Source organism: Streptomyces sp. NPDC046716, from assembly GCF_040645755.1.
In the GTDB taxonomy this organism is placed as follows: domain Bacteria; phylum Actinomycetota; class Actinomycetes; order Streptomycetales; family Streptomycetaceae; genus Streptomyces.
This window is the reverse complement of sequence record NZ_JBEYYU010000025.1, coordinates 17073-42583: the sequence shown is the minus strand read 5'-3', so window position 1 is coordinate 42583 and position 25511 is coordinate 17073. Positions and strand designations below refer to the sequence as shown.

Genomic DNA, 25511 nt, shown 5'->3' with positions numbered 1-25511 from the left:
TGCTTCCTCCCCCGCCCGAAGGCTGGAAACCCTGAAACCACTGCATATCGTCGCACTCGTCCCGGCACCGGGACGCGGCGGGATTCGACGGTACGTCGGGGGGCCACCGACGCGAGAGAGTGACCCTCGGCACTGCGCCCGTGGCGGGCCCCCGCAAGTCCTAGTCTCTTGCCACGCACCACCACGGACGCCCGCCACCCGTACGGGAATCCGCTCAACCGCCGCTATGTACTTGGGAGTCACCACAGTGACCGATGTGACCGGCGCGCCTGCTGACGTACTCCAGACCCTCTTCCACTCGGATCAAGGGGGCCACGAGCAGGTCGTTCTCTGCCAGGACCGGGCCAGCGGCCTCAAGGCCGTCATCGCCCTCCACTCGACCGCCCTGGGCCCGGCCCTCGGCGGCACGCGCTTCTACCCCTACGCCTCCGAGGCGGAGGCCGTCGCCGACGCGCTCAACCTCGCCCGCGGCATGTCGTACAAGAACGCCATGGCCGGGCTCGACCACGGCGGCGGCAAGGCCGTGATCATCGGCGACCCGGACGTCGTCAAGAGCGAGGAACTGCTGCTCGCCTACGGCCGGTTCGTGGCCTCGCTCGGCGGGCGCTACGTGACCGCGTGCGACGTCGGCACCTATGTGGCCGACATGGACGTCGTCGCGCGCGAGTGCCGCTGGACGACGGGCCGCTCGCCGCAGAACGGCGGGGCCGGCGACTCGTCCGTCCTCACCGCCTTCGGCGTCTTCCAGGGGATGCGGGCCAGCGCCCAGCACCTGTGGGACGGGCCGTCGCTGCGCGGGCGCACGGTCGGCATCGCGGGCGTGGGCAAGGTGGGGCACCACCTGGTCGAGCACCTGCTGGCGGACGGCGCCGAGGTCGTGATCACCGATGTGCGCCCCGAGTCGGTGCGGCGGATCACCGATCAGCACCCCGGGGTGCGGGTCGCGGCGGACACGGACGCCCTGATCCGGGAGCCGGGACTCGACATCTACGCGCCGTGCGCGCTCGGCGCCGCGCTGAACGACGAGACCGTCCCGGTCCTGACCGCGAAGGTGGTGTGCGGCGCGGCCAACAACCAGCTCGCGCACCCGGGCGTCGAGAAGGACCTCGCCGACCGCGGGATCCTCTACGCGCCGGACTACGTGGTGAACGCGGGCGGTGTCATCCAGGTCGCCGACGAGCTGCACGGCTTCGACTTCGACCGGTGCAAGGCGAAGGCCGCGAAGATCTTCGACACCACGCTCGGGATCTTCGCTCGCGCAAAGTCTGACGGGATTCCGCCAGCCGCGGCGGCCGACCGGATCGCCGAACAGCGGATGGCGGAGGCGCGCGGCCGGGGGTGATCGGCCTCCCCGCGTAAGAAGAGTCACGCCGATCGGCGGGTCGCCCGCCAAGAAGAGGTTAAAATCGCAGCTGACCAGCGAGGACAGGGCTCCTTGCTGGTCCTGTGCACAGGCGCGTCCTGCGGGCGACGTACCGTATGGGCGTGGGCTCAGGTACCGTGGAAGCCCTACGGACCGGTCTCTCTGCGGAGAGCCCGTTCCAGATCATGAACGCGTGTCAAGACTCTGGGGCCGTGAAGCCCCATCACCGAGGGGGTCGAGCCATGGGGCGCGGCCGGGCAAAGGCCAAGCAGACGAAGGTCGCCCGCCAGCTGAAGTACAGCAGCGGCGGGACTGACCTGTCGCGTCTGGCCAATGAGCTGGGCGCATCGACGTCGAATCCAGTATCGAATCAGCCGCCGAACGGTGAGCCTTTCGAGGACGACGACGAGGAAGACGACCCGTACGCCCGCTATGCGGATATGTACGACGACGACGAGGAAGACGACTCTGACGAGTCGGGCCCTTCGTCGCAGCGCCGCGGCGCTTGACCTCGTAACACTGAGCGTTTTCAGCGCGTAACCCGCTTCTGACAACCGCTGCACTCACCCGGTCCGGGGTGTCACCACCACGGACCGGGTTTTGTGCTGCTTCGCTCGGGTTACTTGGCGTAGTCGCCCGTGAGCTCGGCGCCCGTCGCACGGTCGCCGCGGTCGGTGATCTCACCGGCCACCCAGGAGTCGACCCCGCGGTCGGCGAGGGTCGCGAGGGCGACGTCCACCGAGTCCTGCGGGACGATCGCCATCATGCCGACGCCCATGTTCAGCGTCTTCTCCAGCTCCAGGCGCTCGACGGAGCCGGTGGTGCCGACGAGGTCGAAGATCGGGTCCGGGGTCCAGGTGGCGCGGTCGACCGTGGCGTGCAGGCCGTCCGGGATCACCCGGGCCAGGTTGGCCGCGAGGCCGCCGCCCGTGATGTGGCTGTAGGCGTGGACCTCGGTGGTGCTGGTCAGCGAGAGGCAGTCCAGCGAGTAGATCTTGGTGGGCTCGAGCAGCTCCTCGCCGAGCGTGCGGCCCAGCTCGTCCACGTGCCGGTCGAGCGTCAGGCCCGCGCGCTCGAGGAGGACGTGGCGGACCAGCGAGTACCCGTTCGAGTGAAGACCGGAGGACGCCATGGCGATCACCGCGTCACCCGTACGGATGCGGTCCGGGCCCAGGAGGTTGTCGTACTCCACGACGCCCGTGCCGGCGCCCGCGACGTCGAAGTCGTCCGCGCCGAGCAGGCCCGGGTGCTCCGCCGTCTCGCCGCCGACCAGGGCGCAGCCGGCGAGGACGCAGCCCTCGGCGATGCCCTTCACGATGGCGGCGACACGCTCGGGGTGGACCTTGCCGACGCAGATGTAGTCGGTCATGAACAGCGGCTCGGCGCCGCAGACGACGATGTCGTCCATGACCATCGCGACGAGGTCGTGGCCGATCGTGTCGTAGACGCCCAGCTGCCGGGCGATGTCGACCTTCGTGCCGACGCCGTCGGTGGCGGAGGCCAGGAGGGGGCGCTCGTACTTCTTCAGGGCGGAGGCGTCGAAGAGGCCGGCGAAGCCGCCGAGGCCGCCGAGGACCTCGGGGCGCTGCGTCTTCTTCACCCACTCCTTCATGAGCTCTACGGCGCGGTCGCCGGCTTCGATGTCCACGCCTGCGGACGCGTAGGAGGCACCACTGGTGGTCTCAGACATTGCCTGGGATCTTTCGGGTTGGAGAAAACGAAGACGGGAGGGTCTACGGGCGACGGATCGCGTCGGCCGCGGCCGTGGCAGCGGGTCCCGCCGCCAGTTCCGTCTCCAGGAGCTGCTTGCCGAGCAGTTCCGGGTCGGGGAGATCCATCGGGTACTCGCCGTCGAAGCAGGCGCGGCAGAGGTTCGGCTTGGCGATGGTGGTCGCCTCGATCATGCCGTCGATGGAGATGTAGGAGAGGGAGTCCGCCCCGAGCGAGGTGCCGATCTCCTCGACCGACATGCCGTTGGCGATCAGCTCGGCGCGGGTCGCGAAGTCGATACCGAAGAAGCAGGGCCACTTGACCGGCGGGGACGAGATCCGGATGTGGACCTCCGCCGCGCCCGCCTCGCGGAGCATGCGGACCAGGGCGCGCTGGGTGTTGCCGCGCACGATCGAGTCGTCGACGACGACCAGCCGCTTGCCCTTGATGACTTCCTTGAGCGGGTTCAGCTTCAGCCGGATGCCGAGCTGGCGGATCGTCTGCGAGGGCTGGATGAAGGTACGGCCCACATAGGCGTTCTTCACCAGACCGGCACCGAACGGGATGCCGGACGCCTCCGCGTATCCGATCGCGGCCGGAGTTCCGGATTCCGGAGTCGCTATGACCAGATCGGCCTCGACCGGGAACTCCTTGGCCAGCTTGCGGCCCATCTCCACACGGGAGAGATAGACGTTCCGGCCGGCGATGTCGGTGTCCGGGCGGGCCAGGTACACGTACTCGAAGACACAGCCCTTGGGCTTTGCTTCGGCGAAGCGGGAGGTTCGCAGGCCGTTCTCGTCGATGGCGACGAACTCGCCCGGCTCGATCTCGCGGACGTACGCCGCGCCGCAGATGTCGAGGGCGGCGGACTCGGAGGCCACCACCCAGCCGCGCTCGAGCCGGCCGAGGACCAGCGGGCGGATGCCCTGCGGGTCACGGGCCGCGTACAGCGTGTGCTCGTCCATGAAGACGAGCGAGAAGGCGCCCTGGACCTGGGGCAGCACCTTGCCGGCTGCCTCCTCGATCGTCAGGGGCTTGCCGTCCTCGTCGACCTGTCCGGCGAGCAGCGCCGTGACCAGGTCCGTGTCGTTGGTGGCCGCCACCTGCGTGGCGCGGCCGTTCTCCTTGGGGAGGTCGGCGACCATCTCGGCGAGCTGCGCCGTGTTGACCAGGTTGCCGTTGTGGCCGAGCGCGATCGAACCGTGCGCGGTGGCGCGGAACGTCGGCTGGGCGTTCTCCCACACGGAGGCTCCGGTGGTCGAGTAGCGGGCGTGACCGACCGCGATATGACCTTGGAGTGAACCTAGGGAAGTCTCGTCGAAGACCTGGGAAACGAGCCCCATGTCCTTGAAGACGAGGATCTGGGAGCCATTGCTGACCGCGATTCCCGCGGATTCCTGACCCCGATGCTGGAGGGCGTAGAGCCCGAAGTACGTGAGCTTTGCGACCTCTTCGCCCGGAGCCCAGACACCGAAGACGCCACACGCGTCCTGGGGGCCTTTCTCGCCGGGGAGCAGATCGTGATTGAGTCGACCGTCACCACGTGGCACGCGACCGAGTGTAGACGTGATCGACCACTGGTCCGAATTGGGGACATGGGGTTTGGTCGTTGACGGGCCGTGGAATCGGGCCGGTGGGCGGGCCCGCGGCGGCGCCGACCGGGCCGCCGGGAGCTGGACAAAGATCCAAGCGCACCCTTCTGACCAGCACAAACTCCGCGACTGCGGCGGCATGCGGGGCGCCGGGCCGAAGTGTGACCCATGTCGCTGCCGCGCTGCCGCCACGGCGGGGTCGCGGTCCGGAGTGCGGACGCCCCGTTGACAGTGGCACGTCACGCTCGGCAAGGTGCTCGATCATGCAGCCCCTCAGTGACCGCACGGTCACCCTCGTGGAGCGCCGCCACGTCGACCTGGTCCGTGTCGCGAGCGCCATCTGTCGCTGCTCCTGAGCTCCGCTCGTTGCCTGATTCCCCCTTGGCCGTGATCTGCGGCTGAGGTTCCTTCGGGGCGGTTTCTTCTGCCCTGTTCTCTTTGTTCGCGGGCTTTCGGTCTTCTTCGGTTGCTCGCGCCGTTCCCCGCGCCCCTGACGGGGCGCCTCCTCACCGGAGTCCTTGCCATGACCCCGCATGCCCTGTCCCGTCGTGCCGCCCTGGGGGGAGCCGCCGTCGCCGCTCTCGGTACCACCGGCGCCGCCGCACCCCGCGAGACCCCGTTCCGCGCCGCCTCCGGCAGACACTCGAAGCGGCCCAACATCCTGTTCATCCTGGGTGACGACCTGGGGTGGGCCGACCTGTCCTCGTACGGCGCGCCCCACATCAAGACCCCGAACCTGGACCGGCTCGCCCGGCAGGGCGTCCGCTTCACCGACGCCTACAGCGGGTCGGCGACCTGCTCGCCGACCCGCTTCAGCCTCTACACGGGCCGCTATCCGGGACGGACGAAGGGAGGGCTCGCCGAACCGATAGCCGACCGGTCCGTCGGGCTCGACCCGAACCACCCCACCCTCGCCTCGCTGCTGCGCGGCGCCGGGTACGCGACCGCGCTGATCGGCAAGTGGCACTGCGGCTATCTGCCGGACTACTCGCCCACCAAGTCGGGCTGGGACGAGTTCTTCGGCAACTTCGGCGGGGCCCTGGAGTACTACTCGAAGCTGGGGCTCGGCGGCGAGTACGACCTGTACGAGGGCGATGTCCGGGAGGGCGACGCCGAGTACAAGGACCTGCGGTACTACACGCGGATCCTCACCGAGCGGGCGAGCGAGTACGTGCGCCGCGACCACGGTGACGAGCCGTGGCTGCTCAACCTGAACTTCACCACCCCGCACTGGCCGTGGATCGCCGACGGGGACGAGGAGGAGAGCGCCGAGGTCGTCCGGAGGATCAGGGCCGGGGACGGGCGGGCGCTCTTCCACACCGACGGCGGGTCCGTGGAGAAGTACACGGAGATGGTCGAGGACCTGGACCGGTCGGTGGGCAAGGTGCTCGCCGCCCTGAAGGAGTCGGGCCAGGAGAAGGACACCCTCGTCTTCTTCGCCTCCGACAACGGCGGTGAGCGCTTCTCGTACAACTGGCCGCTGTCCGGCAACAAGTCGTCCCTCCAGGAGGGCGGCATCCGGGTTCCCACCATCGTGCGCTGGCCGGCCCGGATCGACGGCGGGCAGGTCAGCCACGAGCCGGTCTTCACCCCGGACTGGACGGCGACCCTGCTGGAGATCGGCGGGGCGCGGCCCGACCCGGCCCACCCGCTCGACGGCACGAGCCTCGCCGGATACCTGCTGCGCGGCGCGGAACCGAAGGAGCGCGATCTGTTCTGGCGGGTGCGCGGGGAGCGGGCCCTGCGCCGGGGCGACTGGAAGTACTACCGGGGCAAGGGCGGCGCGGACCAGCTGTTCGACCTCGCCGCCGACCGGCGCGAGCAGGCCGACCGGGCCGCCGACGAGCCCGCGCTGCTGGCCGAGCTGAAGGCGGTGTGGGAGAAGACGGACGGGACGCTGCTGCCGTACCCGTCCTGAGGGCCCTCGCCGGCATCCCTGTCAGGTGCCGGCGGTCAGGGTGATCGCGGTGCCGTCGGTCGCCTTCACGGTCAGGGTGTCGCCCTGGATGTCGTAACTCGTCCTGCCCTTGAGGACGGACCGCATCGTCTGCTCGACGTCGGACGCCTCGCCGACGCAGCCCATCTTGGTGGAGGTCAGCGGGCCGAAGGTGATGTGGCCGTCCCCGACGGTGGCCTTGGCGTCGCCGCTGTTGCAGCCCAGGCGGGCGCTGACCGTGCCCTCCTTGGCGAAGACGAGTCGGGCGCGGCCCTCGGCGGCCTTCGGCAGCGGCTGGACGCCGTCGTCCGCGCCAAGGCCCGTGACGGTCCACTTGGTGCCGACGAGCCGGGCGTCGCGCTGCTTGACCAGCGAGATCGTGGCGCCGTCCGGGCCGGTGAGGGTCAGCCGGCCGTGGTCGTCGCCGGAGGTCTTGACGGTGTTCTCGTCGGCGAGGGCGCGGGCGAGGCTCTTCTCGAAGGCGCGCTGCTTCTTGTCCTCGCAGTACATCTTCGTCGTGTTCGACCGGCCCAGGGCGACACCGCCGTCGGTGACGGTGGCCTTCGCGTCGAAGCGGTTGCAGCCGTAGTTGCCGCGGACCCGCCGGTCCGAGACGAACTCCAGGTATGTGCCGCTCGGCGCCTTGGTCGTCGTCCCGTCCACCGTCATGCTCCGCACGGTCCAGTGGACGCCGGTGACCGGGGCTCCGCCGACCTTCACCGAGCCGGGGGCCTTCTCGTTTCCGCAGGCCGTGACCGTGGCGAGGCCGGCCACGGGCAGGGCCGCGAGGAGCAGGAAGCGGGGGGCGCGGGATGTGCGTTGCGTGAACATGCCGATTCGACGGGACCGCCCCGCCGATCGGTTCCGTCCGCCCGCCGGATCAGGCCATGATCGGCAGCAGGGCCGCCAGATCGGCCCGCTCGCCGCTGGCGCTGACGAGCGCGTCGTCGAGCGCCGTCTTCCACGACGTACGGCCCGTGGCCAGGCGGATCCAGGTGAGCGGGTCGGTCTCCACCACGTTCGGCGGGGTGCCGCGGGTGTGCCGGGGGCCCTCGACGCACTGGACGACCGCGAACGGCGGAATCCGGACCTCGGTGGAGCCGCCGGGTGCCTTGGCGGCGAGCGCGTCGGCGAGGAACCGGGTCGCCGCGGCCAGGAGTTGCCGCTCGACGGGCAGGGCGAGTGCGGGCAGCGCGTCGTTCAGGTCGTCGGTGTGCGCGGCGAGTTCGACGGCGCGGGTGACGAGGACGTCGGTCAGGGTCATCGTCCCGACCCGGTGGGCGACGGGCCGGCCGCCGTCGAGCCCGGCGGGGAGATACGTGTCGAGCCCGGCGGCGACCTGCGCGTACAGCTCGCTCAGCGGCGCGCTGTCGGCCAGCTCCCGTACGCCGACGGCGATGGCGGGGGCGGCCGGCGCGGTCAGGAACGGATAGTCGAGCAGGGCCAGATCGGCCTGGGGCGGGGCCGGCCGGGCGAGGCCGCGCGGCAGCATGCCGACGGCCATGGTGAGGTGCGCGGCGAGCTCCCGCACCGTCCAGTCGCCGAGCCGGGTGGGCGCCGCGAGCTGGTCGGGCGTCAGCGCTCCGACGGCCTCGCGCAGGGCGGCGAACTGGGCCAGGACGGCGGTCCGGAGCTTCTCGGAGTCGTAGGAGCGCGCGCGCTTCCGGGGAGTCTTGGGCGGGGCCATGCCCGAGACCCTACGCCCGCACCGCGAAGCCGCCGAGGCCCTTTTCGACCAGGGCGAACGCCTGCTGGGCGCGCTCGGGGGCGTCCGCCGCGACGGCGTCCGGGGACTCGTCCGCCAGGATCCGCCGGTGGTTGTCGCTCATCAACGCGCCGACCACGCCGGACAGCTGGGCCGCGGCGACGGCGGAGAGCAGGCTGTCGCCGGTCTCCTCGGTGAGCACCTGGGCGGCGGCGCGCTCGCCCCGCACCGACCAGAGCAGGGCGCGGCGGGCCAGCGCCGGGGTGCGCTGGATCAGCTGGATCAGCGCCAGCTCGTTGCCCTCCTCGCTCAGGCCGATCGACGGGTCGCGGTCGGCGATCTTGCGCAGCACCATCGCGCGGGCGGCGTCGGTGGCGGACGCGCCGGGCGCGCGCTCCGCGATGGCCCGTGCGAGGTCCTCGACGTGCTCCTCCATGGGGCCCATCAGGAGGTCTTCCTTGGTCTTGAAGTAGTTGAAGACCGTCATCTTGGAGACGTCCGCGGCCTCGGCGATCTGCGCGACGGAGACCTCGTCGTAGCCGTGCTCCAGGAACAGGTCGGCGGCCGTGCGCCACACCTTGATCGCCGTCTGCTTCTTCTTGCGCTCGCGCAGTCCGAGTCCGTCGTGCCCACCGTCAGCCATGCGGGCACTGTACCAAGATGAAATTTAAGCTGAGCCAAAATATTGACCGAGTATATTTACTCGGGCAGGGTGAGCCGCATGCCTCCTTCCCTGAGCGCGACCCGACGCAAGATCGGCATGGTCGTCTGCCTGTTCACGATCGTGCTGGCCGTCCTCGACCTGCAGATCGTCTCGGCGGCCACGGTGCCGATCGTCCGCGACCTGGACCCGGTGCACGGCATCGACCGGTTCCCCTGGCTGATCAGCGCGTTCGCCCTCGCGTCGGCCGCGATGCTGCCCCTGTACGGCAAGCTCTGCGACACCCTCGGCGCCCGGCGCGTCTTCCTCGGGGCCGTCGCCACGTTCCTGTTCGGCTCCGCGCTGTGCGGCGCGGCGCAGTCGATGGACTGGCTGATCACGGCCCGCGCCGTGCAGGGTCTGGGCGGCGGCGGCCTGATGAGCATCACGATGGTGGTGCTCGCCCACCTCAGGGACCCGGACGCCGGGAACGGCGGCGGACGGGCCGGCGGGGCCGGCGGCATCGTCGCGGGCGGCGGCATGGCGCTCGGCCCCTGGCTGGGCGGCTTCCTCACCGACCACGCGAGCTGGCGCTGGATCTTCTACGTGAACCTGCCGCTCGGCCTCGCCGTCCTCGCCGTCGGCGCGGTCGTCCTGAAGCTGCCCGACCACCCGGTGCGCCGCCCGCTCGACTGGGCGGGCGCGGGCCTGGCCGCCGCCTTCTCCACGGCGCTGCTGCTGGCCACGGACTGGGGCGGCAAGAAATACGCCTGGTCGTCCGTGGAGATCGTCGGGCTGCTCGGCGCGGCGGCGGTGGCGCTCGCCCTGTTCCTGTGGCGGCAGACCCGCGCCGCCGAACCGGTCCTGCCCCTGTCCCTGTTCCGCATCCCCGAACTGCGCTGGGGATTCGCCGTGCAGGGCATCACCGGCGCCGCGATGATGTGCGCGATCTACTACGTCCTCGTCTATCTCCAGGTGGTGCGCGGCCTCAGCAGCTCGGCCGCGGGTCTGTATCTGCTGCCGATGGCGGTCGGCATGACGGCCGTCGGGCTGCTGGTGGGCCGCCTGCGCGCCTCGGCCCGGACCTTCACCCTCTCCGGAACCCTGACCATGACGGCCGTCTTCGTGCTGCTCGCGACGACCGTCCGCCCGGACACCTCGCTGTGGCTGATCCGCGCCGAACTCCTGCTGGCCGGAGCCGGGTTCGGCCAGCTGATCGGGCAGCTGATCCAACTGGTGCAGGACGCGGCGCCGCGCCCGCTGCTCGGGGTGGCGACGACGTCCGTCCGCTTCTTCCAGACCTTCGGCAACGCGCTGGGCGCGGCCCTCTTCGGCACCGTCCTGTTCCGCCTGTTCGACGGCGACGTGAACGCGATCCCCACGCTCGGCCCGGCCCGGCACGCGGCCGCGGTACGGGACTTCGTGCACGCCACGGACGTCGTGTTCTGGTGCGGGGCGGCGGTGATGCTGCTCGGCACCCTCCTGGCGACCCGGCTCCCCACGCGGCGCGGGACCGCAGCGGTGGCCTTCACCGGAGACGGCTCCGGTGCCGCTCAGGCGGTCACTGGCCCTCCCGGAAGGACTCCGCGTCCGGGAAGGTGATGTCGGTGCAGTCGTGGCGGCGGGCCTGGTCGTCGACGTAGGTCCTGAAGATTCGCCCGTACTCGGACGAGGCCACTCTCCCGTACCCGAACGACATGGTCATGGTGTGGACGCGGGGCTTTCCGGCGCAGACCGACGAGGCCCACCAGACCGGCTCCCCGGTGACGCGGCCCGCTTCGCCCGGCTCCGCGTCGACCGCAGCGCGTGAGGCGGCGGATCCGGGCAACTGGACGTTGCCGGCGGCGGCGCCGGAGTAGGTGTGGAAGGACGCGAAGTACTTGCCGGGGCGGTCCGGGGAGTAGACGCTGTCCAGGCCGTCGCCCTCGGCCTCCCACACCGCGTTCGCCCGCTGCGCGGAGAGGACCAGGACGCATCGCTCGTCCCACGCCCTGGAATCGGTGCGGCTCTGCAACGTCTGGTCGGGGGCTCCGCTCCCCTTGACCAGACCCGAGCCGCGGAACCAGGCGCAGGTGCCGGACGCCTCGGCAGCGGGTGTCGGGCCCTCGGTGAGCGCCGGGACGTCGTCCGGGGCGTCGGGCAGCCGGTCGGCGCAGCCCGCGCGCTCGGCGAGGCGGTTGGCGGTGGTCACGGCGATGTCCGCCATCACGGTCCGGTCGTGGCCGGTGAGCTGGCCCTGCTCGGTGAACGGCGAGTCGGACTCCGTGAGGCCGGCCGACGCCCACAGCGTCCCCGCCGGCCGCCCGCTGAGCCGGCCGTCGGCGCACGGCAGTTGAACGGTCACCCCGGTGTCGCTGACGGTGCCCGCGATGCCGCCGCCCAGCGGCTGGTCCGGGTAGACGTGCGAGGTGTAGGGGCCGCCGGGGTCGAGCAGGTCGTCCCAGGGGTCCTCGGGGGTGTACGGCTCCTGCTGGGCCACCGACCCCATCGCCCCGGTGAAGAACCAGCGCTCGCCGGAGCTCGTGCCCGTCTTCTCCCCGGCCTCGGTGCTGAATATCTCGCAGTCCTCACCCGAGAGCAGGCCGCCGAGTTGGACGGTGCCCTCGTCGGCGACGCGGTGCGTGACGGTGCCGCCCGCCGGGGACAGGGCCAGCACCCGTCCGGCCGGCACGAGGCCCCCGCACGCCTCGTCTATCTGATGCCGGGCGCTCAGGACCTGCCAGATCTCCTTGCCGCCCCAGCCGATGCCGAACACGGCGACCAGGCAGAACAGCACATTGACGAACTTCCGCACCCGCTCCGGTACCCGCACCGCTCCCCCGTCCCCCTGCGTCCCCCTGTTTCACGCACCGCCGAAGCTATCAACCGCCACTGACAACTCGATGGCCCCGCCCGGGAAATCCCGGGCGGGGCCATCGACCGCAAAGGAGCGGAGGAGCGGAAGAGCCGTCAGGCGAAGATGCCCGGCAGCGTCTCCTCGTGCGCCGCGCGCAGCTCGGCGAGCGACAGGGCGAACTCGCCCTGCACGTCCACCGCGGCGTCCTCGCCGGCACCGTCCACGACACCGATGCGGGTGACGGGCAGGCCCCGCGCGCCGCACATGTCGTTGAACCGCAGCTCCTCGCTGCGCGGCACGGCCACGACCGCGCGGCCCGCCGACTCGGAGAAGAGGAACGTGAACGCGTCCAGGCCGTCCGGGACGACCAGGCGCGCGCCCTTCCCGCCGAGCAGCGCCGACTCGACCACGGCCTGGACCAGACCGCCGTCGGACAGGTCGTGCGCGGCGTCGATCATGCCGTCGCGCGAGGCGGAGATCAGGATCTCGCCGAGGAGGCGCTCGCGCTCCAGGTCGACCTTCGGGGGCAGCCCGCCGAGGTGGTCGTGGACCACCTGCGACCAGGCCGAACCGCCGAACTCCTCACGGGTGTCGCCCAGCAGGTAGAGGAGCTGGCCCTCTTCCTGGAACGCGACCGGGGTGCGCCGGGCGACATCGTCGATGACACCGAGCACGGCCACGACCGGCGTCGGGTGGATCGCGGCCTCGCCCGTCTGGTTGTAGAGCGAGACGTTGCCACCGGTCACCGGGGTGCCGAGCTGGAGGCAGCCGTCGGCGAGACCACGGATGGCCTCGGCGAACTGCCACATGACGGCCGGGTCCTCGGGCGAACCGAAGTTCAGGCAGTCGGAGACCGCGAGCGGCTTGGCGCCGGTGGTGGCGACGTTGCGGTACGCCTCCGCCAGCGCGAGCTGCGCGCCGGTGTACGGGTCGAGCTTCGCGAAGCGGCCGTTGCCGTCCGTCGCGATGGCGACGCCGAGGCCCGACTCCTCGTCGATGCGGATCATGCCCGAGTCCTCGGGCTGCGCGAGGACGGTGTTGCCCTGCACGAAGTGGTCGTACTGCTGGGTGATCCACTTCTTCGACGCCTGGTTCGGCGACGAGACCAGGGCGAGGACCTGCTGCTTCAGCTCGTCCTTGGAGGACGGCCGGGGCAGCTTGTTCGCGTCGTCGGCCTGGAGCGCGTCCTGCCACTCGGGGCGGGCGTAGGGGCGCTCGTAGACCGGGCCGTCGTGCGCGACCGTGCGCGGGTCGACGTCGACGATCTTCTCGCCGTGCCAGAAGATCTCCAGCCGGTCGCCGTCGGTCACCTCACCGATGACGGTGGCGATGACGTCCCACTTCTCGCAGATCTCCAGGAAGCGGTCGACCTTCGAGGGCTCGACCACGGCGCACATGCGCTCCTGCGACTCGCTCATGAGGATCTCCTCAGGAGAGAGCGTGGAGTCGCGCAGCGGTACGTCGTCCAGCTCGACGCGCATACCGCCCGAGCCGTTCGACGCGAGCTCGCTGGTGGCGCAGGAGATGCCGGCCGCACCGAGGTCCTGGATGCCGACGACGAGCTTCTCGGCGAACGCCTCCAGGGTGCACTCGATGAGGAGCTTCTCCTGGAAGGGGTCACCGACCTGCACGGCCGGGCGCTTCGAGGGCTTGGCGTCGTCGAAGGTCTCGGAGGCCAGGATGGAGGCGCCGCCGATGCCGTCGCCGCCCGTGCGGGCGCCGTACATGATGACCTTGTTGCCCGCGCCGGACGCCTTCGCGAGGTGGATGTCCTCGTGCCGCATGACGCCGATGGCACCGGCGTTGACCAGCGGGTTGCCCTGGTAGCAGGAGTCGAAGACGACCTCGCCGCCGATGTTCGGCAGGCCCAGGCAGTTGCCGTAGCCGCCGATGCCGGCGACGACGCCGGGCAGCACGCGCTTGGTGTCGGGGTGATCGGCCGCGCCGAAGCGCAGCGGGTCCACGACCGCGACCGGGCGGGCGCCCATGGCGATGATGTCGCGCACGATGCCGCCGACGCCGGTGGCCGCGCCCTGGTAGGGCTCGACGTACGACGGGTGGTTGTGCGACTCGACCTTGAAGGTGACCGCGTAGCCCTGGCCGACGTCCACGACACCGGCGTTCTCACCGATGCCGACGAGCATCGCGTCGGACTGCGGGGCCTTCTCGCCGAACTGGCGCAGGTGCACCTTGGACGACTTGTACGAGCAGTGCTCGGACCACATGACCGAGTACATGGCGAGCTCGGCGCCGGTCGGGCGGCGGCCGAGGATCTCCACGACGCGCTCGTACTCGTCCTTCTTCAGGCCGAGTTCGGCCCAGGGGAGCTCGACGTCGGGGGTCTTGCTTGCGTTCTCTACGGTGTCGAGGCTCATGAGGCGGCGACCAGCTTCTTGAGGATCGAGGTGAAGAAGGGGAGACCGTCGGTGCGGCCGGACCCGACGAGGGGCTCGACGGCGTGCTCCGGGTGCGGCATCAGGCCGACGACGTTCCCCGCCGCGTTGGTGATGCCGGCGATGTCGCGCAGCGAGCCGTTCGGATTGACGTCGAGGTACCGGAAGACGACCCGGCCCTCCGCCTCCAGCTCGTCGAGCGTGCGCTCGTCGGCGACGTAGCGGCCGTCCATGTTCTTCAGCGGGATGTGGATCTCCTGGCCCGCTTCGTAGTCGGACGTCCAGGCCGTGCCCGCGTTCTCCACCCGCAGCTTCTGGTCGCGGCAGATGAAGTGCAGGTGGTCGTTGCCCAGCATGGCGCCGGGGAGCAGGTGGGCCTCGGTGAGGACCTGGAAACCGTTGCAGATACCCAGGACGGGCAGGCCCGCCTTCGCCTGTTCGATCAAGGACTCCATGACCGGCGAGAACCGCGAAATGGCGCCCGCGCGCAGGTAATCGCCGTAGCTGAAACCGCCCGGCAGGACCACCGCGTCGACCTGCTTCAGGTCCTTGTCCTTGTGCCAGAGAGCGACCGGCTCCGCGCCCGCGAGGCGGATCGCGCGCTGGGTGTCCCTGTCGTCGAGGGACCCCGGAAAGGTGACGACGCCAATACGAGCGGTCACTTTTCGGCTCCCGCGACAAGCTCCTCGACCTTGACGGTGAAGTTCTCGATCACGGTGTTGGCGAGGAAGGTTTCCGCCAGCTCGTGGATACGGGCGAGCGCGGCGTCGTCGACCGGCCCGTCCACTTCGAGCTCGAAACGCTTTCCCTGGCGGACGTCGGAGATGCCTTCGAAACCGAGGCGCGGCAGTGCACGCTGCACCGCCTGGCCCTGGGGGTCGAGGATCTCCGGCTTGAGCATGACGTCGACTACGACGCGTGCCACTGGCACTCCCGGTGTGTGGTGCTGAGCAGGTCCGTTCAGAGTACCCGCCCAAATCTTCTACTCGCGTAGACAGTAGGAAACTACGAGAGCCGGATCACGTTACGGCAACGACATGAGATCCGCACGGAAAATTAAGGGAAAGACAGCGAAAGACACCGGCATATCTGAGGTGTCAGACACGCGGAGGTTTTTAAATAGTCTTCCCTCCGCAATGCCGGACAAGGTAAAAAGGAATGGGCAGAAACCGGAAACAGACCGGAACAGTCGACATCGCCGCACGTCAAAGCGGGGATGCCGGACGAAGGGACCGATATTCGTGGCGCAGCGTGTCGTAGTCACTCTCTTTGACGACATCGACGGCTCAGAAGCGGCGGAAACGGTCGCCTTCGGTCTCGACGGCAAGTCGTACGAGATCGACCTGAATCAAGCCAATGCGAAACAGCTCCGCAAGGCGCTGGCCCCGTACCTCGAGGCCGGCCGCAAGCGGAACGGCAGGGCGGGCAAGCCCGACAAGGCGGCCAGGGTGTTCAAGCACACAGCCGTGAACCCCGACCCGGCCGCCGTACGCGCGTGGGCCCGCTCGAACCAGCTGGACGTGCCGCCGCGCGGCCGCATCCCCAAGCGGATCTACGAGGAGTTCGCCAAGGCCAACTGAAGGCCGGCGGAGGGAGCGCCCGGGCACGGGACCCCCGGCCCGGCCGCCCCGTCAGATGCCCCTCGCGGCAACCGACTTGCGCTGCACCCCCGGCGGTCGGCTAGAGTCTGGAGCACGCCGAGGGGCAAGGCCGCAGGGCCGGAACCCCGAGGAGTACATGCGGGTGTAGTTCAGTAGTAGAACATCCCCCTTCCAGGGGGAAGGCGCAGTGTGCAATTCCTGTCACCCGCTCTGCATCGCGTACCGACCGCCCTTCGGGGTGCGGTAGGCTGGTGGTCGCGCCGATCGATGAAAGTCGGTCGGAGGCAATGCGAACGTAGCTCAGTTGGTAGAGCGCAACCTTGCCAAGGTTGAGGTCGCCGGTTCGAACCCGGTCGTTCGCTCCAGTTCTGAAGGCCCGGATCCCCCAGGAATCCGGGCCTTCGGCGTGTCCGGGTCTCCGAGGGATCCGGCCCCGCCGTCTGACATTTGTCATGTACGTCGATGACAGCGCGCACTGCCGCCCGGCCCCGGCCGCCGGGAGGCTTGAAGCATGACCAACAACGAGCGCGTGATCGACGTCACTGATCTGCGCCGCGTGTACGGGGACGAACGGGGTTCCTTCGAGGCGGTGCGCGGAGTGAGCTTCTCCGTGGGCCGCGGCGAACTCTTCGCCCTCCTCGGCACCAACGGCGCGGGCAAGACCTCCACCGTCGAACTCCTCGAAGGGCTCGCGGCCCCGGCCGGCGGACAGGTGCGGATCCTCGGGCACGACCCGCACACCGAACGCGACCTGGTGCGGCCGCGGATCGGCGTGATGCTCCAGGAGGGCGGATTCCCCTCCGAACTGAGCGTCACCGAGACCGTCCGCATGTGGGCCGGGTGCACGAGCGGGGCGCGGCCCGTCGGGGAGGCCCTGGAGATGGTCGGGCTCGGCGGACGCGGCAAGGTCCGGGTCAAGCAGCTGTCCGGCGGCGAGAAGCGGCGCCTCGACCTGGCGCTCGCCCTGCTCGGCCGCCCCGAGGTGCTGTTCCTCGACGAGCCCACCACCGGGCTCGACGCCGAGGGCCGCCGGGAGACCTGGGAACTGGTGCGCGGACTGCGCGCCGAGGGCACCACCGTGCTGCTGACCACGCACTACCTCGAAGAGGCCGAGGATCTCGCCGACCGGCTCGCGATCCTGCACGAGGGGCGGATCGCCGCCGAGGGCCGCGTCGACGAGGTCGTCGCCGCCCAGCCCTCGCACATCTCCTTCGAACTGCCCGAGGGCTATCTCCTCGGCGACCTCCCGCCGCTCGCCCCGCTCGGGATCAGCGGGCACGAGACCGAGGGCGGCATCGTCCGGCTGCGCACCGACGAGCTCCAGCGCGCCGCGACCGGGCTGCTGGTCTGGGCCCGGGACGCGGGGATCGAGCTGCGGCGGCTCGATGTCCGCGGCGCCTCCCTAGAGGAGGCGTTCCTGCGGATCGCGCGGAGCGCGAAGGACGGCACGGAACCGGCCAGGGAAAAGGAGATGGCGGCATGAGCACGGTGGCGACGACGACCTCCGCGGGGCGGCTCGCCTCGCTCGCGCGGGCCGAGTTCACCCTCATCGGACGCAGCAAGGGCGTGCTGTTCACCGCGATCTTCGTACCGCTGGTGCTGCCCCTCAGCGTCTCCCGGACGGTCGACAAGGGCTCCCTGAAGGACGCCGGACTGAACCTCGGCACCGTCATGATCTCCTCCGCGATCGCCTTCTCCCTCCTCTTCGCCGTCTACAGCTCACTGGTGAGCGTCTACGCGTCCCGGCGCGAGGAACTCGTCCTCAAGCGGCTGCGCACCGGCGAGCTGCGCGATCTGGAGATCCTCGCCGGGGCCGCGGTGCCGTCCGTGGTGATCGGGCTCGTCCAGTGCGCCGCGGTGGCCGGCGTGTGCGCGGTGGCGCTCGACGCGGGGGCGCCGGACGCGCCCCAACTGGTGCTGCTCGGCGTCCTCCTGGGCATCCCGCTGTGCGTCGCGCTCGCCGCCCTCACCACGGTGTTCAGCCGCAGTGTGGAGAGCGCGCAGGTCGCCGCGATGCCGATGCTGCTGGTGTCGCTGATCGGCTCCGGCGCGACCGTCCCGCTGGAGGTGCTGCCGGACCGGCTGGCGGCCGTGTGCGAGCTGCTGCCGCTGACCTCGGCGCTCACGCTCGTACGGGGCGGCTGGAGCGGAACCCTGTCCGGCGGGGAGTCCCTGAAGGCGATCGTGCTGGCGGTGGCCTGGATCGTGATCGCGGTGTTTGCTGTCCAGAAGCGGTTCCGGTGGGAACCGCGGCGGTGAGACGAGGGGTGCGGTAGTGCGGGCAAGGCAATGGTGGGCGCGCCACCGGCGGATTCCGGGCTGGCACAACCGGAGCGACATCGCCCAGATCGAGCTGTACACCCGCCTCACGCTGTACGTGGTCGTCTGGCTGATGCTGCTGTCGCAGATCGCCCTGTCGCTGACGGAGCCGGTGCGCGCCGCGGCACCCACGGCACTGATCGTGGCGGCCTGCGTCCTCGGGCTGGCCCAGGGGTTCTGGAACACCCGGCTGGCGGCACGTGGCCTCGACGTCTATCTGGGCCGCGTCGCCGTCGACCGGAACGCGTTCGTCATCGGGGCCGTCCTGATGGTGGCCGCGACGGGCACCGTGCTCGCCCTGGCCACGTTCCTCGCCCCCGGCGACTTCCCGATGTTCGTGCTCGCCCTCGGCTCGGCGCTGCTGCCGTACTTCGGGGCGCTGAGCCTGGTCACCGCCCGGCGCCGGACCGCCGTCCTCGGGGCCCTCGCCCTGACCGTGGCCACGGGTGTCGGGCTCGGGCTGTCCGGCCACCGGCGGCTGATCGGCATCGCGGTGTTCGGTGTGCTGTTCGGCGGGCTGTGGGGCGTGTGCACGATGCGGCCCTCGGGGTGGACGCTGAAGGGGATGTGGGACCTGCACGAGGCCCGCGAGACCAAGGCGCTGCTCGCCGTCGCCGAGGAGCGGCTGCGCTTCGGGCGCGATCTGCACGACGTCATGGGCCGCAATCTCTCCGTCGTCGCCCTCAAGAGCGAACTGGCCGTCCAGCTCGCCCGGCGCGGGCGGACCGAGGCGGCCGTCGCGCAGATGGTCGAGGTGCAGCGCATCGCGCGCGAGTCGCAGAAGGAGGTGCGCGATGTCGTACGGGGATATCGCGAGACCGATCTCACGGTCGAACTCGCCGGAGCGCAGGGAGTGTTGGACGCCGCCGGGATCACCTGCACGGTGACCGGGTCGGCGGCCGGACTGTCCGACGAGGTGCAGGCGGCGCTCGGCTGGGTGGTGCGGGAGGCGACGACCAATGTGCTGCGGCACGGAGATGCGAAGACCTGCCGGGTGGAGCTGGAGACCGGAGCGGAGGACGTGGTGCTGACCGTGGAGAACGACGGAGCCGGCGACGGCACGAACCCCGGCTCCGGCTCGGGCCTCGCCGGCCTGCGGGAACGACTCGCCTTCCTGGACGGCGAGTTGACGGCGGGACCGGTCCGCAAGGGGCTGTTCCGGGTACGGGCACGCGTGCCCCTGCCGGGGGTGGGGCGGTCGATGTCCGGGGCGGGGCGGTCGCGGCCCGGGGCGGGATTGGAGGGCGCGCCGGGAACGGAGGGCGGGGCGGTGGACGCGGGGGTGGAAAGCGCGCCGGAAACGGGGCGCGGCCCGGCGGGTGCGGAGCGGGAGAGGGTGTCCGACGCGGGGCGCGGGGCGATGGACGCGGGGCTGGAGAGCGCGCTGGAAACCGGGCGCGGCCCGGCGGGTGCGGAGCGGGAAAGCGCGCCGGAAACCGGGCGCAGCCCGGCGGGTGCGGAGCGGGAAAGCGCGCCGGAAACCGGGCGCAGCCCGGCGGAAGCGGAGCAGAAGAGAGTGTCCGAAACGGGGCGCGGGGCCATGGACGCGGGACTGGAGAGCGCACCGGAAACCGGGCGGAGTCCGGCTGTTGCGGAGCAAAAAGGCGCGCCCGGAGTGGGGCGCGGCCCGGCAGGTGTGGAGCGGGAGGGTGGGCGATGAGTGTGCGGGTTCTGCTCGCCGATGACGAGCACCTCATCCGCGGCGCCCTCGCCGCGCTCCTCGCGCTGGAGGACGACCTGGTCGTCGTCGCCGAGGCAGCCACCGGGCCCGAGGCGCTGGCCATGGCGCGGGCGCACCGGCCGGACGTCGCCGTGCTCGATCTGCAGATGCCCGGCGCCGACGGTGTGAGGGTGGCCACATCGATCAGGGCGGAGCTGCCGGACTGCCGGACGATGATCGTCACCAGTCACGGGCGCCCTGGGCACCTGAAGCGGGCGCTCGCCGCCGGGGTGCGGGCGTTCGTGCCGAAGACGGTGAGCGCCCAGCGGCTCGCCGAGATCATCCGTACCGTGCACGCGGGAAACCGCTATGTGGACCCGGAGTTGGCCGCCGACGCGATCTCCTCGGGCGACTCCCCGCTGACCGCGCGGGAGGCCGAGGTGCTGGAGCTGGCGGCGGACGGGGCGCCGGTCGTCGAGATCGCCGAGCGGGCCGCCCTCTCCCAGGGCACGGTCCGCAACTACCTGTCGTCGGCCGTCTCGAAGCTGGGGGTGGAGAACCGGCACGCGGCCGTGCGTCTCGCACGCATGCGGGGTTGGGTATAGTTGGCGTCGCGCTTCGGCGCACGGAGCACCGCGAAAGCGGCGCTTTGCGAACGTAGCTCAGTTGGTAGAGCGCAACCTTGCCAAGGTTGAGGTCGCCGGTTCGAACCCGGTCGTTCGCTCCACACGAAGAAGGCCCCCGGTCCGCGGACCGGGGGCCTTCTTCGCTACAGGGTCCAGGGCGTCCCGGTCAGCAGCTCGAACGCCTCGATGTACTTGGCGCGGGTCGCGGTGACGACCTCGTCGGGGAGGGCCGGCGGCGGCGTCTCGCTCTTGCGGTCCCAGCCGGACGCCTCCGACGTCAGCCAGTCGCGCACGAACTGCTTGTCGTAGCTGGGCTGCGCACGGCCCGGCTGCCACTGGTCGGCCGGCCAGAAACGGGACGAGTCCGGGGTGAGCACCTCGTCGGCGAGGATCAGCGTGCCGTCCTTGTCGAAGCCGAACTCGAACTTGGTGTCCGCCAGGATGATCCCGCGCTCGCGCGCGATGTCCCGGGCCCGGCTGTACACGGCGAGGGTCGCCTGGCGCAGCTGGGTGGCGGTCTCCGCGCCGACCTGGCGGGCCACTTCCTCGTAACTCACGTTCTCGTCGTGCTCGCCGACCTCGGCCTTGGTGGCGGGTGTGAAGATCGGGGCGGGCAGCTCCGAGCCGTCCTCCAGGCCCTCGGGGAGGGCGAGGCCGCAGACCGTGCGCGACGCGTTGTACTCCACCAGGCCCGAGCCGGTGAGGTAGCCGCGGGCGACCGCCTCGACGGGGACCATGTCCAGGCTCTTGCAGACGAGGGTGCGCCCCGCCCAGTCGGCCGGGGCGCCCTCGGGCAGATCCTCGTCGGCGCAGGACAGGACGTGGTTCGGGATCAGGTCCTTGAGCTGGTCGAACCACCACAGGGAGAGCTGGGTGAGTACCTTGCCCTTGTCCGGGATGGGACTGGGCAGCACCCAGTCGTAGGCGGAGATGCGGTCGGTGGCGACCATCACGAGGTCGCCCGCCTCGTTGCGGTACAGGTCCCGCACCTTGCCGGTGTGGAGATGCACCAGGCCCGGCACCTGAAGCGGCTCGGGCTTTTCGACGAATCCGGACACGGTTCCTCCCCGTGGTTCTGTACGAGTGGTTTTGATTCTCCCGTACGCGGGGGTGGGCTCTGGCCAGGGGTCCGGCTCGGGGAGCCGTTCTCAGTCTCGTTTGCAGATGCGGTCCAGGAGGTTGGCCGTCGCCCGCTGGATACGGGGGTCGACGTGCCCGGGGCGGTCCAGGGCCGGGGACCAGGCGAACGTCCCGGACGCGAAGACGAGCGCCCCGGACGGAGCCCGGTACAGCGAGGTCTCCTGGTGCCTGCGGACCTTGTCGCCGTCCCGGTAGGGGGAGTGGGCCAGGAGGATCCGGTCCTCGTGGTCGGGCAGGGCGGTGCGCGGGAAGTAGCGGTCGGCCTCGCCGGCCACCAGGCCCTCGATCTCGTCGCCCTCGTGCGCGCCCGTCGCCTCCCACAGCCAGTGGTCCGCGTTCCGCACGACCAGCGGGTGCGGCTCGGGGACCCGGCCCGCGTACTGGATGCCCATGAGCTGCTGCTCGGGCCGGTCGATCTCCCGCCACAGCGTCGGCTTCCCCGGGCCGCGGCGCTTGCGGCAGGTCAGCAGGCGGTCCGGGACGCCGGACGCGGACGGGCCCAACTCCACCTGCCAGTACATGGTGTTGGCCGACAGGAAGACCAGGGACGTGCCGTGCTCGCGGGCCTGCTCGGTGGTGCGCCGCATGTTCACCGACCAGTACTCGTCGTGGCCGGGGAAGACCAGGCCGCGGTAGCGCGTCGGATCGACCCGGCCCGCGTGCAGGTCGCGGGCGTCGGCGTACGCCAGGTCGTAGCCGTAGCGCTCGGCCCAGCGGATGAAGTCGTAGGCGTGGCCGACGTGCAGCGGCAGGCCCGCGCCCGCGTACGGGCGGTCGAAGGAGACCGTGATCGCGGCCTCGCTCTCGCCGAGCAGCCGGCCCTCCTCGTCCCACGCGTGGTAGAGGCTGGCGCCGGTGTGGCCGTCCTCCGGGTACAGGTTGTACGCCTGCCAGGTGATGTCCGGCAGCAGCAGGAGCAGATCCGCGGGGCGGGTGTCCCGGACCGTGAAAGGGACGTGCGAGCGGTGGCCACCGGCGGTGGTCAGGACCGCCACGTACGCCCCGACGTTCCAGAACGACGGGATCTGCAGCCGCCAGGACTGCCACCAGTGGTGGCAGGAGACCGTGCGGTCCACCGACAGGGGCGCGGGCTGGACGATGCCGGAGAGCCGGGGGCTCGTGGTGATCTTGGAGGCGCCGTCGCCGCCGTAGTGCCCGATCCGGTAGATGTCCACGCTGAACTGCTGGGGCGGGTCGACCGTGATGTGGAAGTCGATCGCCTCGCCGGGCGCGGCCGCGCCGGTGGAGGTGAAGCCCTTGATCTGGCGGTGCACGTCGTCGGCGGTGCGGGGGCCGCCGGTGCGCGGGCTCGGGATCGCCGCGGAGTTCGTGGAGCCGGGCTGCGCCGCGTGGCCCAGGTCGACGTACCAGGGGACGACCTGGCCCGTGTCGTCGAAGTAGTGCTCACTGCCGCGCAGCCAGGGCAGCGGGCCCTGGCCGAAGGGGTCGCTGACGGCGTGCGCCATCGCGCCGGACTCCCAGCGGGGAGTGCGGGGGCGCGGGGGTGGTGCGGCGTCCTGCCCGGTCTGCTCCTCGGGGTGCTCCGCCCTGTCCGGACCCAGCGCCATGTGTGTTCCCCTCCCTCGCTCCCCCGAGCCGAGCGCGGATGTCGGGTCCGCTCTGCGCGCCGGTCTGGCGCGCCCGCTCGTCGCGTCCTTCTCCGCGGCCGTCTGGCCCGTCCGCCTGTTGTGTCCGCGACCGGTCCCAGCACATCACATTACGCACGCGGTCCGTCACCGTTCGTCGTGAATTGACGGGACAGGAACGATTCCCTCCGGGGCGCGCTTCGGCACGCATGGGGTCATACCAGGCGTACGGGCTTCTCGGGCCGGATCCCGAGGCGGGTCAGCCAGCCCTTCAGCGGCTCGGGGTCGCCGTCCTCCACCAGGCTCAGCACGCGGGGCGCGAGATCGGCCGCCCGCTCGCCGCCGACCAGCAGCGACGGGCCGTCCAGCCAGTCCAGGCCGGGGGTCGCGCCGGCCGTGTCGACGGCGGCGCAGCAGACCATCGCGGTGACGTGGTCGGCCAGCAGCTCGCGGCCGGTGCGCGGGGGCTGGAGCGGGAAGAGCGGGAGGGCGCCCTCGTCCCACAGCGCGCCGTCCGGGCCCTGCCCCGCCGCGGCGACCGGCTGCGCCGGGCGCTCCTGCTCCTCGCGGGCCAGCTCGGCCGTGAGTCCCGCGGAGAGGGACTCCACCTCGGGGCGGGGGGTGACGTCGTCCAGGTCCAGATCCAGGTCCGGGTCCACGTCGAGGTCGAGGTCCGGGTCCGGGTTCAGGTCCATTTCGGGGGTCTGGTCGGGGCGGGGGGCCTCGATGGCGGCGCCCTGATGAGGGGCGGGGGCCCGGCCTGGGCGCTGGTCGAGGTCCGAGGCCTGGCCCGGATCGCCGGTCGGGGATCGGTCGCCGACCGGAACCCCGGGCTCCGCGGGGGCGTGGGCCGGTGTTGCCAGGTGGTCGAGGATGCGGGCCAGGGTCGGGGCCTCGGGGGACGCGGCGGGGGCGGTCCCGGTGTTCACGCCGAGGGTGTCGAGGACGCGGTGCAGGCGGGCGGCGTCGATGCGCCACTTGCGGTCCACGACCTCGTCCGGGTACTCCTGCCAGTCGACCGGCGCCCAGTCCGGGCCGGACTCGGCGGGGCCGCCGTGGAAGAGGCGGGCGGCGAGCAGCGAGGCCGCCTCGTCGACGGTGCCGGGTTCCTCCAGCAGATCGCAGGCGGGGCGCTCGCCGAGCCGGGACGCGAAGGTCCCGTTCTGCGCGGCCAGGCGGTCGCGGCGGGAGAGCTCGGTCAGCGCGGCGACCACGCCCGCGTCCAGCCGGGACGGCCAGCGGCCCATCCGCCAGGCGGGCAGCGCGACCCGGGTGAGGAGACGGTCCCAGCCCGCGTACGCGAGCCCGACCTGCTCCTGGGCGACGATCCGCAGGCCGTAGTCCACGGCCTGCGCGCGCTCGGCGGCGGCCGCGGCGACCCCGCGCTCCATCTCGGCGGCGTGGATCCGGCAGCCGCTCAGCATCTGCCGGGCGACCCAGCCGACGGCGCCCAGCACGGTCCGGGCGAGCGGCCCGCGATCGGGGGCGGCGGCGACCGCCACGGCGGCGTCCAGACCGCGCACGAAGCGCCGGGCGGCGGCTATGTCGGGGTGCGCCGAGGGTCCCGTACCGGCGACGACCGGGGCGAGGACGGCGCGCAGCTCGCCCACCCGCATCCACCACAGAAACGGGGAGCCGATCACGAGGACAGGGGCGACCGGGTCGCCGGAAGCGGTGCGGGCGGTCCCCTGCCCCGTGTCCGCCGGTGTCCCCCGGCGGCCGCGGGGCGGGCCGTGGGCCGGATGCGTCCGGTCCTCCAGCCAGCTGTCGCAGTCCGGGGTGAGCGCTATCGCCGACGGCGCGGGAACGTCGAGCCGGTCGGCCAGGTCGCGCACCAGCCGGTACAGATCGGGGGCGGTGTCCTCGGCGATCGGAACGGTCGGACTGACCGCCGGTCGGGCCCGCGCGACGACGAGCGCGACGCCCGCCGCGGCGAGCAGCACGACCACCGCGACCGCGGAGACCACGATCCGCGCGACGTCCCAACTCCCGCCCGTCAGATGGCCGGTGGCGCCGCCCGCGAGCAGCACCACGGAGGCGGCCGCGGGCAGCAGGGCGAGCGCCGTCGCCCTGCCGCGGATGCGCAGCACGGCGAGGGCCCGGGAGCGCGCCGCGCGCGCACCCACCTCCACACCCATACCGGACACGACCGATGTCACCCCCTGCTGCCTCTGCCTTTTGTCCGGCCGGGGGCCGAGGCCCGCGGCGGAACACTGGTGGCGTTGCTCACTCCCCCACTGTGGCACCCGTCACTGACATCGCAATGCCGGTGGTCCGTCTGGTTCTGTCCCCGGCTCCGCCCCGGGTTCCGCCGGGGCGGGGTCCGGCTCCAGGGGTGCCCGAACTCCGTGCGCCGCACCCTAGTTGGGCTCCGGGGCGTCGTCAGCCGGATGGGCGAGCGGTC

22 protein-coding genes and 3 tRNA genes are annotated in these 25511 nt (G+C 71.5%); 13 read left to right on the top strand and 12 right to left on the bottom strand.

The features are described from left to right. Window positions 1-247 precede the first annotated feature (247 nt). Together ABZ930_RS20050 and ABZ930_RS20045 are read left to right on the top strand one after the other, a co-directional pair. Window positions 248-1342: an amino acid dehydrogenase gene (locus tag ABZ930_RS20050; RefSeq protein ID WP_361549472.1), complete on the top strand. Its 1095-nt coding sequence runs from the start codon at window positions 248-250 to the stop codon at window positions 1340-1342. 263 nt (window positions 1343-1605) lie between these two features. Further along, on the top strand, window positions 1606-1872 hold the full coding sequence (locus tag ABZ930_RS20045; RefSeq protein WP_111667558.1) for a DUF3073 domain-containing protein: 267 nt from the start codon (window positions 1606-1608) through the stop codon (window positions 1870-1872). Between the two features lie 110 nt (window positions 1873-1982). Here the strand turns inward: ABZ930_RS20045 and purM are convergent, their stop codons facing one another. Both purM and purF read right to left on the bottom strand, forming a co-directional pair. Next, window positions 1983-3053, bottom strand: a complete 1071-nt coding sequence (purM, locus tag ABZ930_RS20040) for a phosphoribosylformylglycinamidine cyclo-ligase (protein WP_361549470.1) — start codon at window positions 3051-3053, stop codon at window positions 1983-1985. A 43-nt stretch (window positions 3054-3096) separates the two neighbouring features. Further along, complete coding sequence (purF, locus tag ABZ930_RS20035) at window positions 3097-4623, bottom strand: amidophosphoribosyltransferase (RefSeq protein ID WP_361549468.1); 1527 nt, start codon at window positions 4621-4623, stop codon at window positions 3097-3099. Between the two features lie 305 nt (window positions 4624-4928). On the opposite strand from purF, the gene ABZ930_RS20030 reads away from it, so the two are divergent. Both ABZ930_RS20030 and ABZ930_RS20025 read left to right on the top strand, forming a co-directional pair. Then, the gene (locus tag ABZ930_RS20030) at window positions 4929-5021 is read left to right on the top strand and encodes a putative leader peptide (protein ID WP_361549466.1); all 93 of its coding nucleotides are present in this window, start codon (window positions 4929-4931) and stop codon (window positions 5019-5021) included. A gap of 167 nt (window positions 5022-5188) precedes the next feature. Continuing rightward, window positions 5189-6583, top strand: coding sequence for a sulfatase-like hydrolase/transferase (locus tag ABZ930_RS20025; protein ID WP_361549464.1), 1395 nt, complete (start codon window positions 5189-5191; stop codon window positions 6581-6583). 21 nt (window positions 6584-6604) lie between these two features. On the opposite strand, the gene ABZ930_RS20020 is transcribed toward ABZ930_RS20025, so the two are convergent. Genes ABZ930_RS20020 through ABZ930_RS20010 form a run of 3 tightly spaced genes read right to left on the bottom strand, consistent with a single transcriptional unit; the run spans window position 6605 to window position 8949 of the window. Next, entirely contained in the window at window positions 6605-7432 is an 828-nt protein-coding gene (locus ABZ930_RS20020) for an META domain-containing protein (RefSeq protein ID WP_361549462.1), read from the bottom strand. A gap of 49 nt (window positions 7433-7481) precedes the next feature. Then, complete coding sequence (locus tag ABZ930_RS20015; protein ID WP_361549460.1) at window positions 7482-8288, bottom strand: sterol carrier family protein; 807 nt, start codon at window positions 8286-8288, stop codon at window positions 7482-7484. Between the two features lie 10 nt (window positions 8289-8298). After that, complete coding sequence (locus ABZ930_RS20010) at window positions 8299-8949, bottom strand: TetR/AcrR family transcriptional regulator (RefSeq protein ID WP_361549458.1); 651 nt, start codon at window positions 8947-8949, stop codon at window positions 8299-8301. A gap of 78 nt (window positions 8950-9027) precedes the next feature. Between ABZ930_RS20010 and ABZ930_RS20005 the strand changes: the two genes are divergently transcribed. Next, window positions 9028-10548, top strand: a complete 1521-nt coding sequence (locus tag ABZ930_RS20005; RefSeq protein ID WP_361549456.1) for an MFS transporter — start codon at window positions 9028-9030, stop codon at window positions 10546-10548. Here the strand turns inward: ABZ930_RS20005 and ABZ930_RS20000 are convergent. The 4 genes from ABZ930_RS20000 to purS all read right to left on the bottom strand — a co-directional run bounded on the left by ABZ930_RS20000 (window position 10508) and on the right by purS (window position 15100). Then, window positions 10508-11758: a hypothetical protein gene (locus ABZ930_RS20000; protein ID WP_361549454.1), complete on the bottom strand. Its 1251-nt coding sequence runs from the start codon at window positions 11756-11758 to the stop codon at window positions 10508-10510. The genes ABZ930_RS20005 and ABZ930_RS20000 overlap by 41 nt on opposite strands. Before the next feature lie 137 nt (window positions 11759-11895). Continuing rightward, entirely contained in the window at window positions 11896-14157 is a 2262-nt protein-coding gene (purL, locus tag ABZ930_RS19995) for a phosphoribosylformylglycinamidine synthase subunit PurL (protein WP_361549452.1), read from the bottom strand. Next, on the bottom strand, window positions 14154-14837 hold the full coding sequence (gene purQ, locus ABZ930_RS19990) for a phosphoribosylformylglycinamidine synthase subunit PurQ (protein ID WP_361549450.1): 684 nt from the start codon (window positions 14835-14837) through the stop codon (window positions 14154-14156). The genes purL and purQ overlap by 4 nt, the downstream gene beginning before the upstream one ends. After that, on the bottom strand, window positions 14834-15100 hold the full coding sequence (purS, locus tag ABZ930_RS19985; RefSeq protein ID WP_361549448.1) for a phosphoribosylformylglycinamidine synthase subunit PurS: 267 nt from the start codon (window positions 15098-15100) through the stop codon (window positions 14834-14836). The genes purQ and purS overlap by 4 nt, the downstream gene beginning before the upstream one ends. Before the next feature lie 316 nt (window positions 15101-15416). Here purS and ABZ930_RS19980 point away from each other — a divergent pair, with 316 nt between their 5' ends. The 8 genes from ABZ930_RS19980 (at window position 15417) to ABZ930_RS19945 (ending at window position 20482) form a co-directional block, all read left to right on the top strand. Next, complete coding sequence (locus ABZ930_RS19980) at window positions 15417-15755, top strand: Lsr2 family protein (RefSeq protein ID WP_361549446.1); 339 nt, start codon at window positions 15417-15419, stop codon at window positions 15753-15755. A 159-nt stretch (window positions 15756-15914) separates the two neighbouring features. Beyond that, window positions 15915-15986, top strand: a tRNA-Gly gene (locus ABZ930_RS19975). 79 nt (window positions 15987-16065) lie between these two features. Further along, window positions 16066-16141, top strand: a tRNA-Gly gene (locus ABZ930_RS19970). A gap of 146 nt (window positions 16142-16287) precedes the next feature. Further along, the gene (locus ABZ930_RS19965) at window positions 16288-17259 is read left to right on the top strand and encodes an ABC transporter ATP-binding protein (protein WP_361549444.1); all 972 of its coding nucleotides are present in this window, start codon (window positions 16288-16290) and stop codon (window positions 17257-17259) included. Continuing rightward, window positions 17256-18035 carry an ABC transporter permease gene (locus tag ABZ930_RS19960; RefSeq protein ID WP_361549442.1) on the top strand — a complete coding sequence of 260 codons (780 nt, stop codon included), beginning with the start codon at window positions 17256-17258 and terminating at the stop codon, window positions 18033-18035. Before ABZ930_RS19965 ends, ABZ930_RS19960 begins: the two co-directional genes overlap by 4 nt. A 16-nt stretch (window positions 18036-18051) precedes the next feature. Further along, the gene (locus ABZ930_RS19955; protein WP_361549440.1) at window positions 18052-19755 is read left to right on the top strand and encodes a histidine kinase; all 1704 of its coding nucleotides are present in this window, start codon (window positions 18052-18054) and stop codon (window positions 19753-19755) included. Continuing rightward, window positions 19752-20360: a response regulator transcription factor gene (locus tag ABZ930_RS19950; RefSeq protein WP_361549438.1), complete on the top strand. Its 609-nt coding sequence runs from the start codon at window positions 19752-19754 to the stop codon at window positions 20358-20360. Before ABZ930_RS19955 ends, ABZ930_RS19950 begins: the two co-directional genes overlap by 4 nt. 46 nt (window positions 20361-20406) lie before the next feature. Next, window positions 20407-20482, top strand: a tRNA-Gly gene (locus ABZ930_RS19945). Window positions 20483-20524: 42 nt separating this feature from the next. Here ABZ930_RS19945 and ABZ930_RS19940 read toward each other — a convergent pair. From ABZ930_RS19940 to ABZ930_RS19930, 3 genes are all read right to left on the bottom strand, one after another. Continuing rightward, on the bottom strand, window positions 20525-21439 hold the full coding sequence (locus ABZ930_RS19940) for a phosphoribosylaminoimidazolesuccinocarboxamide synthase (protein WP_361549436.1): 915 nt from the start codon (window positions 21437-21439) through the stop codon (window positions 20525-20527). A 90-nt stretch (window positions 21440-21529) separates the two neighbouring features. Beyond that, the gene (locus ABZ930_RS19935; protein ID WP_361549596.1) at window positions 21530-22987 is read right to left on the bottom strand and encodes a N,N-dimethylformamidase beta subunit family domain-containing protein; all 1458 of its coding nucleotides are present in this window, start codon (window positions 22985-22987) and stop codon (window positions 21530-21532) included. A 335-nt stretch (window positions 22988-23322) separates the two neighbouring features. After that, a complete protein-coding gene (locus ABZ930_RS19930; RefSeq protein WP_361549594.1) occupies window positions 23323-25245 on the bottom strand; it encodes a hypothetical protein in 1923 nt (640 codons plus the stop codon). Between the last annotated feature and the right edge of the window lie 266 nt (window positions 25246-25511).

Coding starts and splice junctions, on each gene's coding strand:
- ABZ930_RS20045 (WP_111667558.1), top strand. CDS start 1,606: ATGGGGCGCGGCCGGGCAAAGGCCAAGCAGACGAAGGTCGCCCGCCAG.
- purM (WP_361549470.1), bottom strand. CDS start 3,053: ATGTCTGAGACCACCAGTGGTGCCTCCTACGCGTCCGCAGGCGTGGAC.
- ABZ930_RS20030 (WP_361549466.1), top strand. CDS start 4,929: ATGCAGCCCCTCAGTGACCGCACGGTCACCCTCGTGGAGCGCCGCCAC.
- ABZ930_RS20025 (WP_361549464.1), top strand. CDS start 5,189: ATGACCCCGCATGCCCTGTCCCGTCGTGCCGCCCTGGGGGGAGCCGCC.
- ABZ930_RS20020 (WP_361549462.1), bottom strand. CDS start 7,432: ATGTTCACGCAACGCACATCCCGCGCCCCCCGCTTCCTGCTCCTCGCG.
- ABZ930_RS20015 (WP_361549460.1), bottom strand. CDS start 8,288: ATGGCCCCGCCCAAGACTCCCCGGAAGCGCGCGCGCTCCTACGACTCC.
- ABZ930_RS20010 (WP_361549458.1), bottom strand. CDS start 8,949: ATGGCTGACGGTGGGCACGACGGACTCGGACTGCGCGAGCGCAAGAAG.
- ABZ930_RS20005 (WP_361549456.1), top strand. CDS start 9,028: ATGCCTCCTTCCCTGAGCGCGACCCGACGCAAGATCGGCATGGTCGTC.
- purL (WP_361549452.1), bottom strand. CDS start 14,157: ATGAGCCTCGACACCGTAGAGAACGCAAGCAAGACCCCCGACGTCGAG.
- ABZ930_RS19965 (WP_361549444.1), top strand. CDS start 16,288: ATGACCAACAACGAGCGCGTGATCGACGTCACTGATCTGCGCCGCGTG.
- ABZ930_RS19960 (WP_361549442.1), top strand. CDS start 17,256: ATGAGCACGGTGGCGACGACGACCTCCGCGGGGCGGCTCGCCTCGCTC.
- ABZ930_RS19950 (WP_361549438.1), top strand. CDS start 19,752: ATGAGTGTGCGGGTTCTGCTCGCCGATGACGAGCACCTCATCCGCGGC.
- ABZ930_RS19935 (WP_361549596.1), bottom strand. CDS start 22,987: ATGGCGCACGCCGTCAGCGACCCCTTCGGCCAGGGCCCGCTGCCCTGG.
- ABZ930_RS19930 (WP_361549594.1), bottom strand. CDS start 25,245: ATGGGTGTGGAGGTGGGTGCGCGCGCGGCGCGCTCCCGGGCCCTCGCC.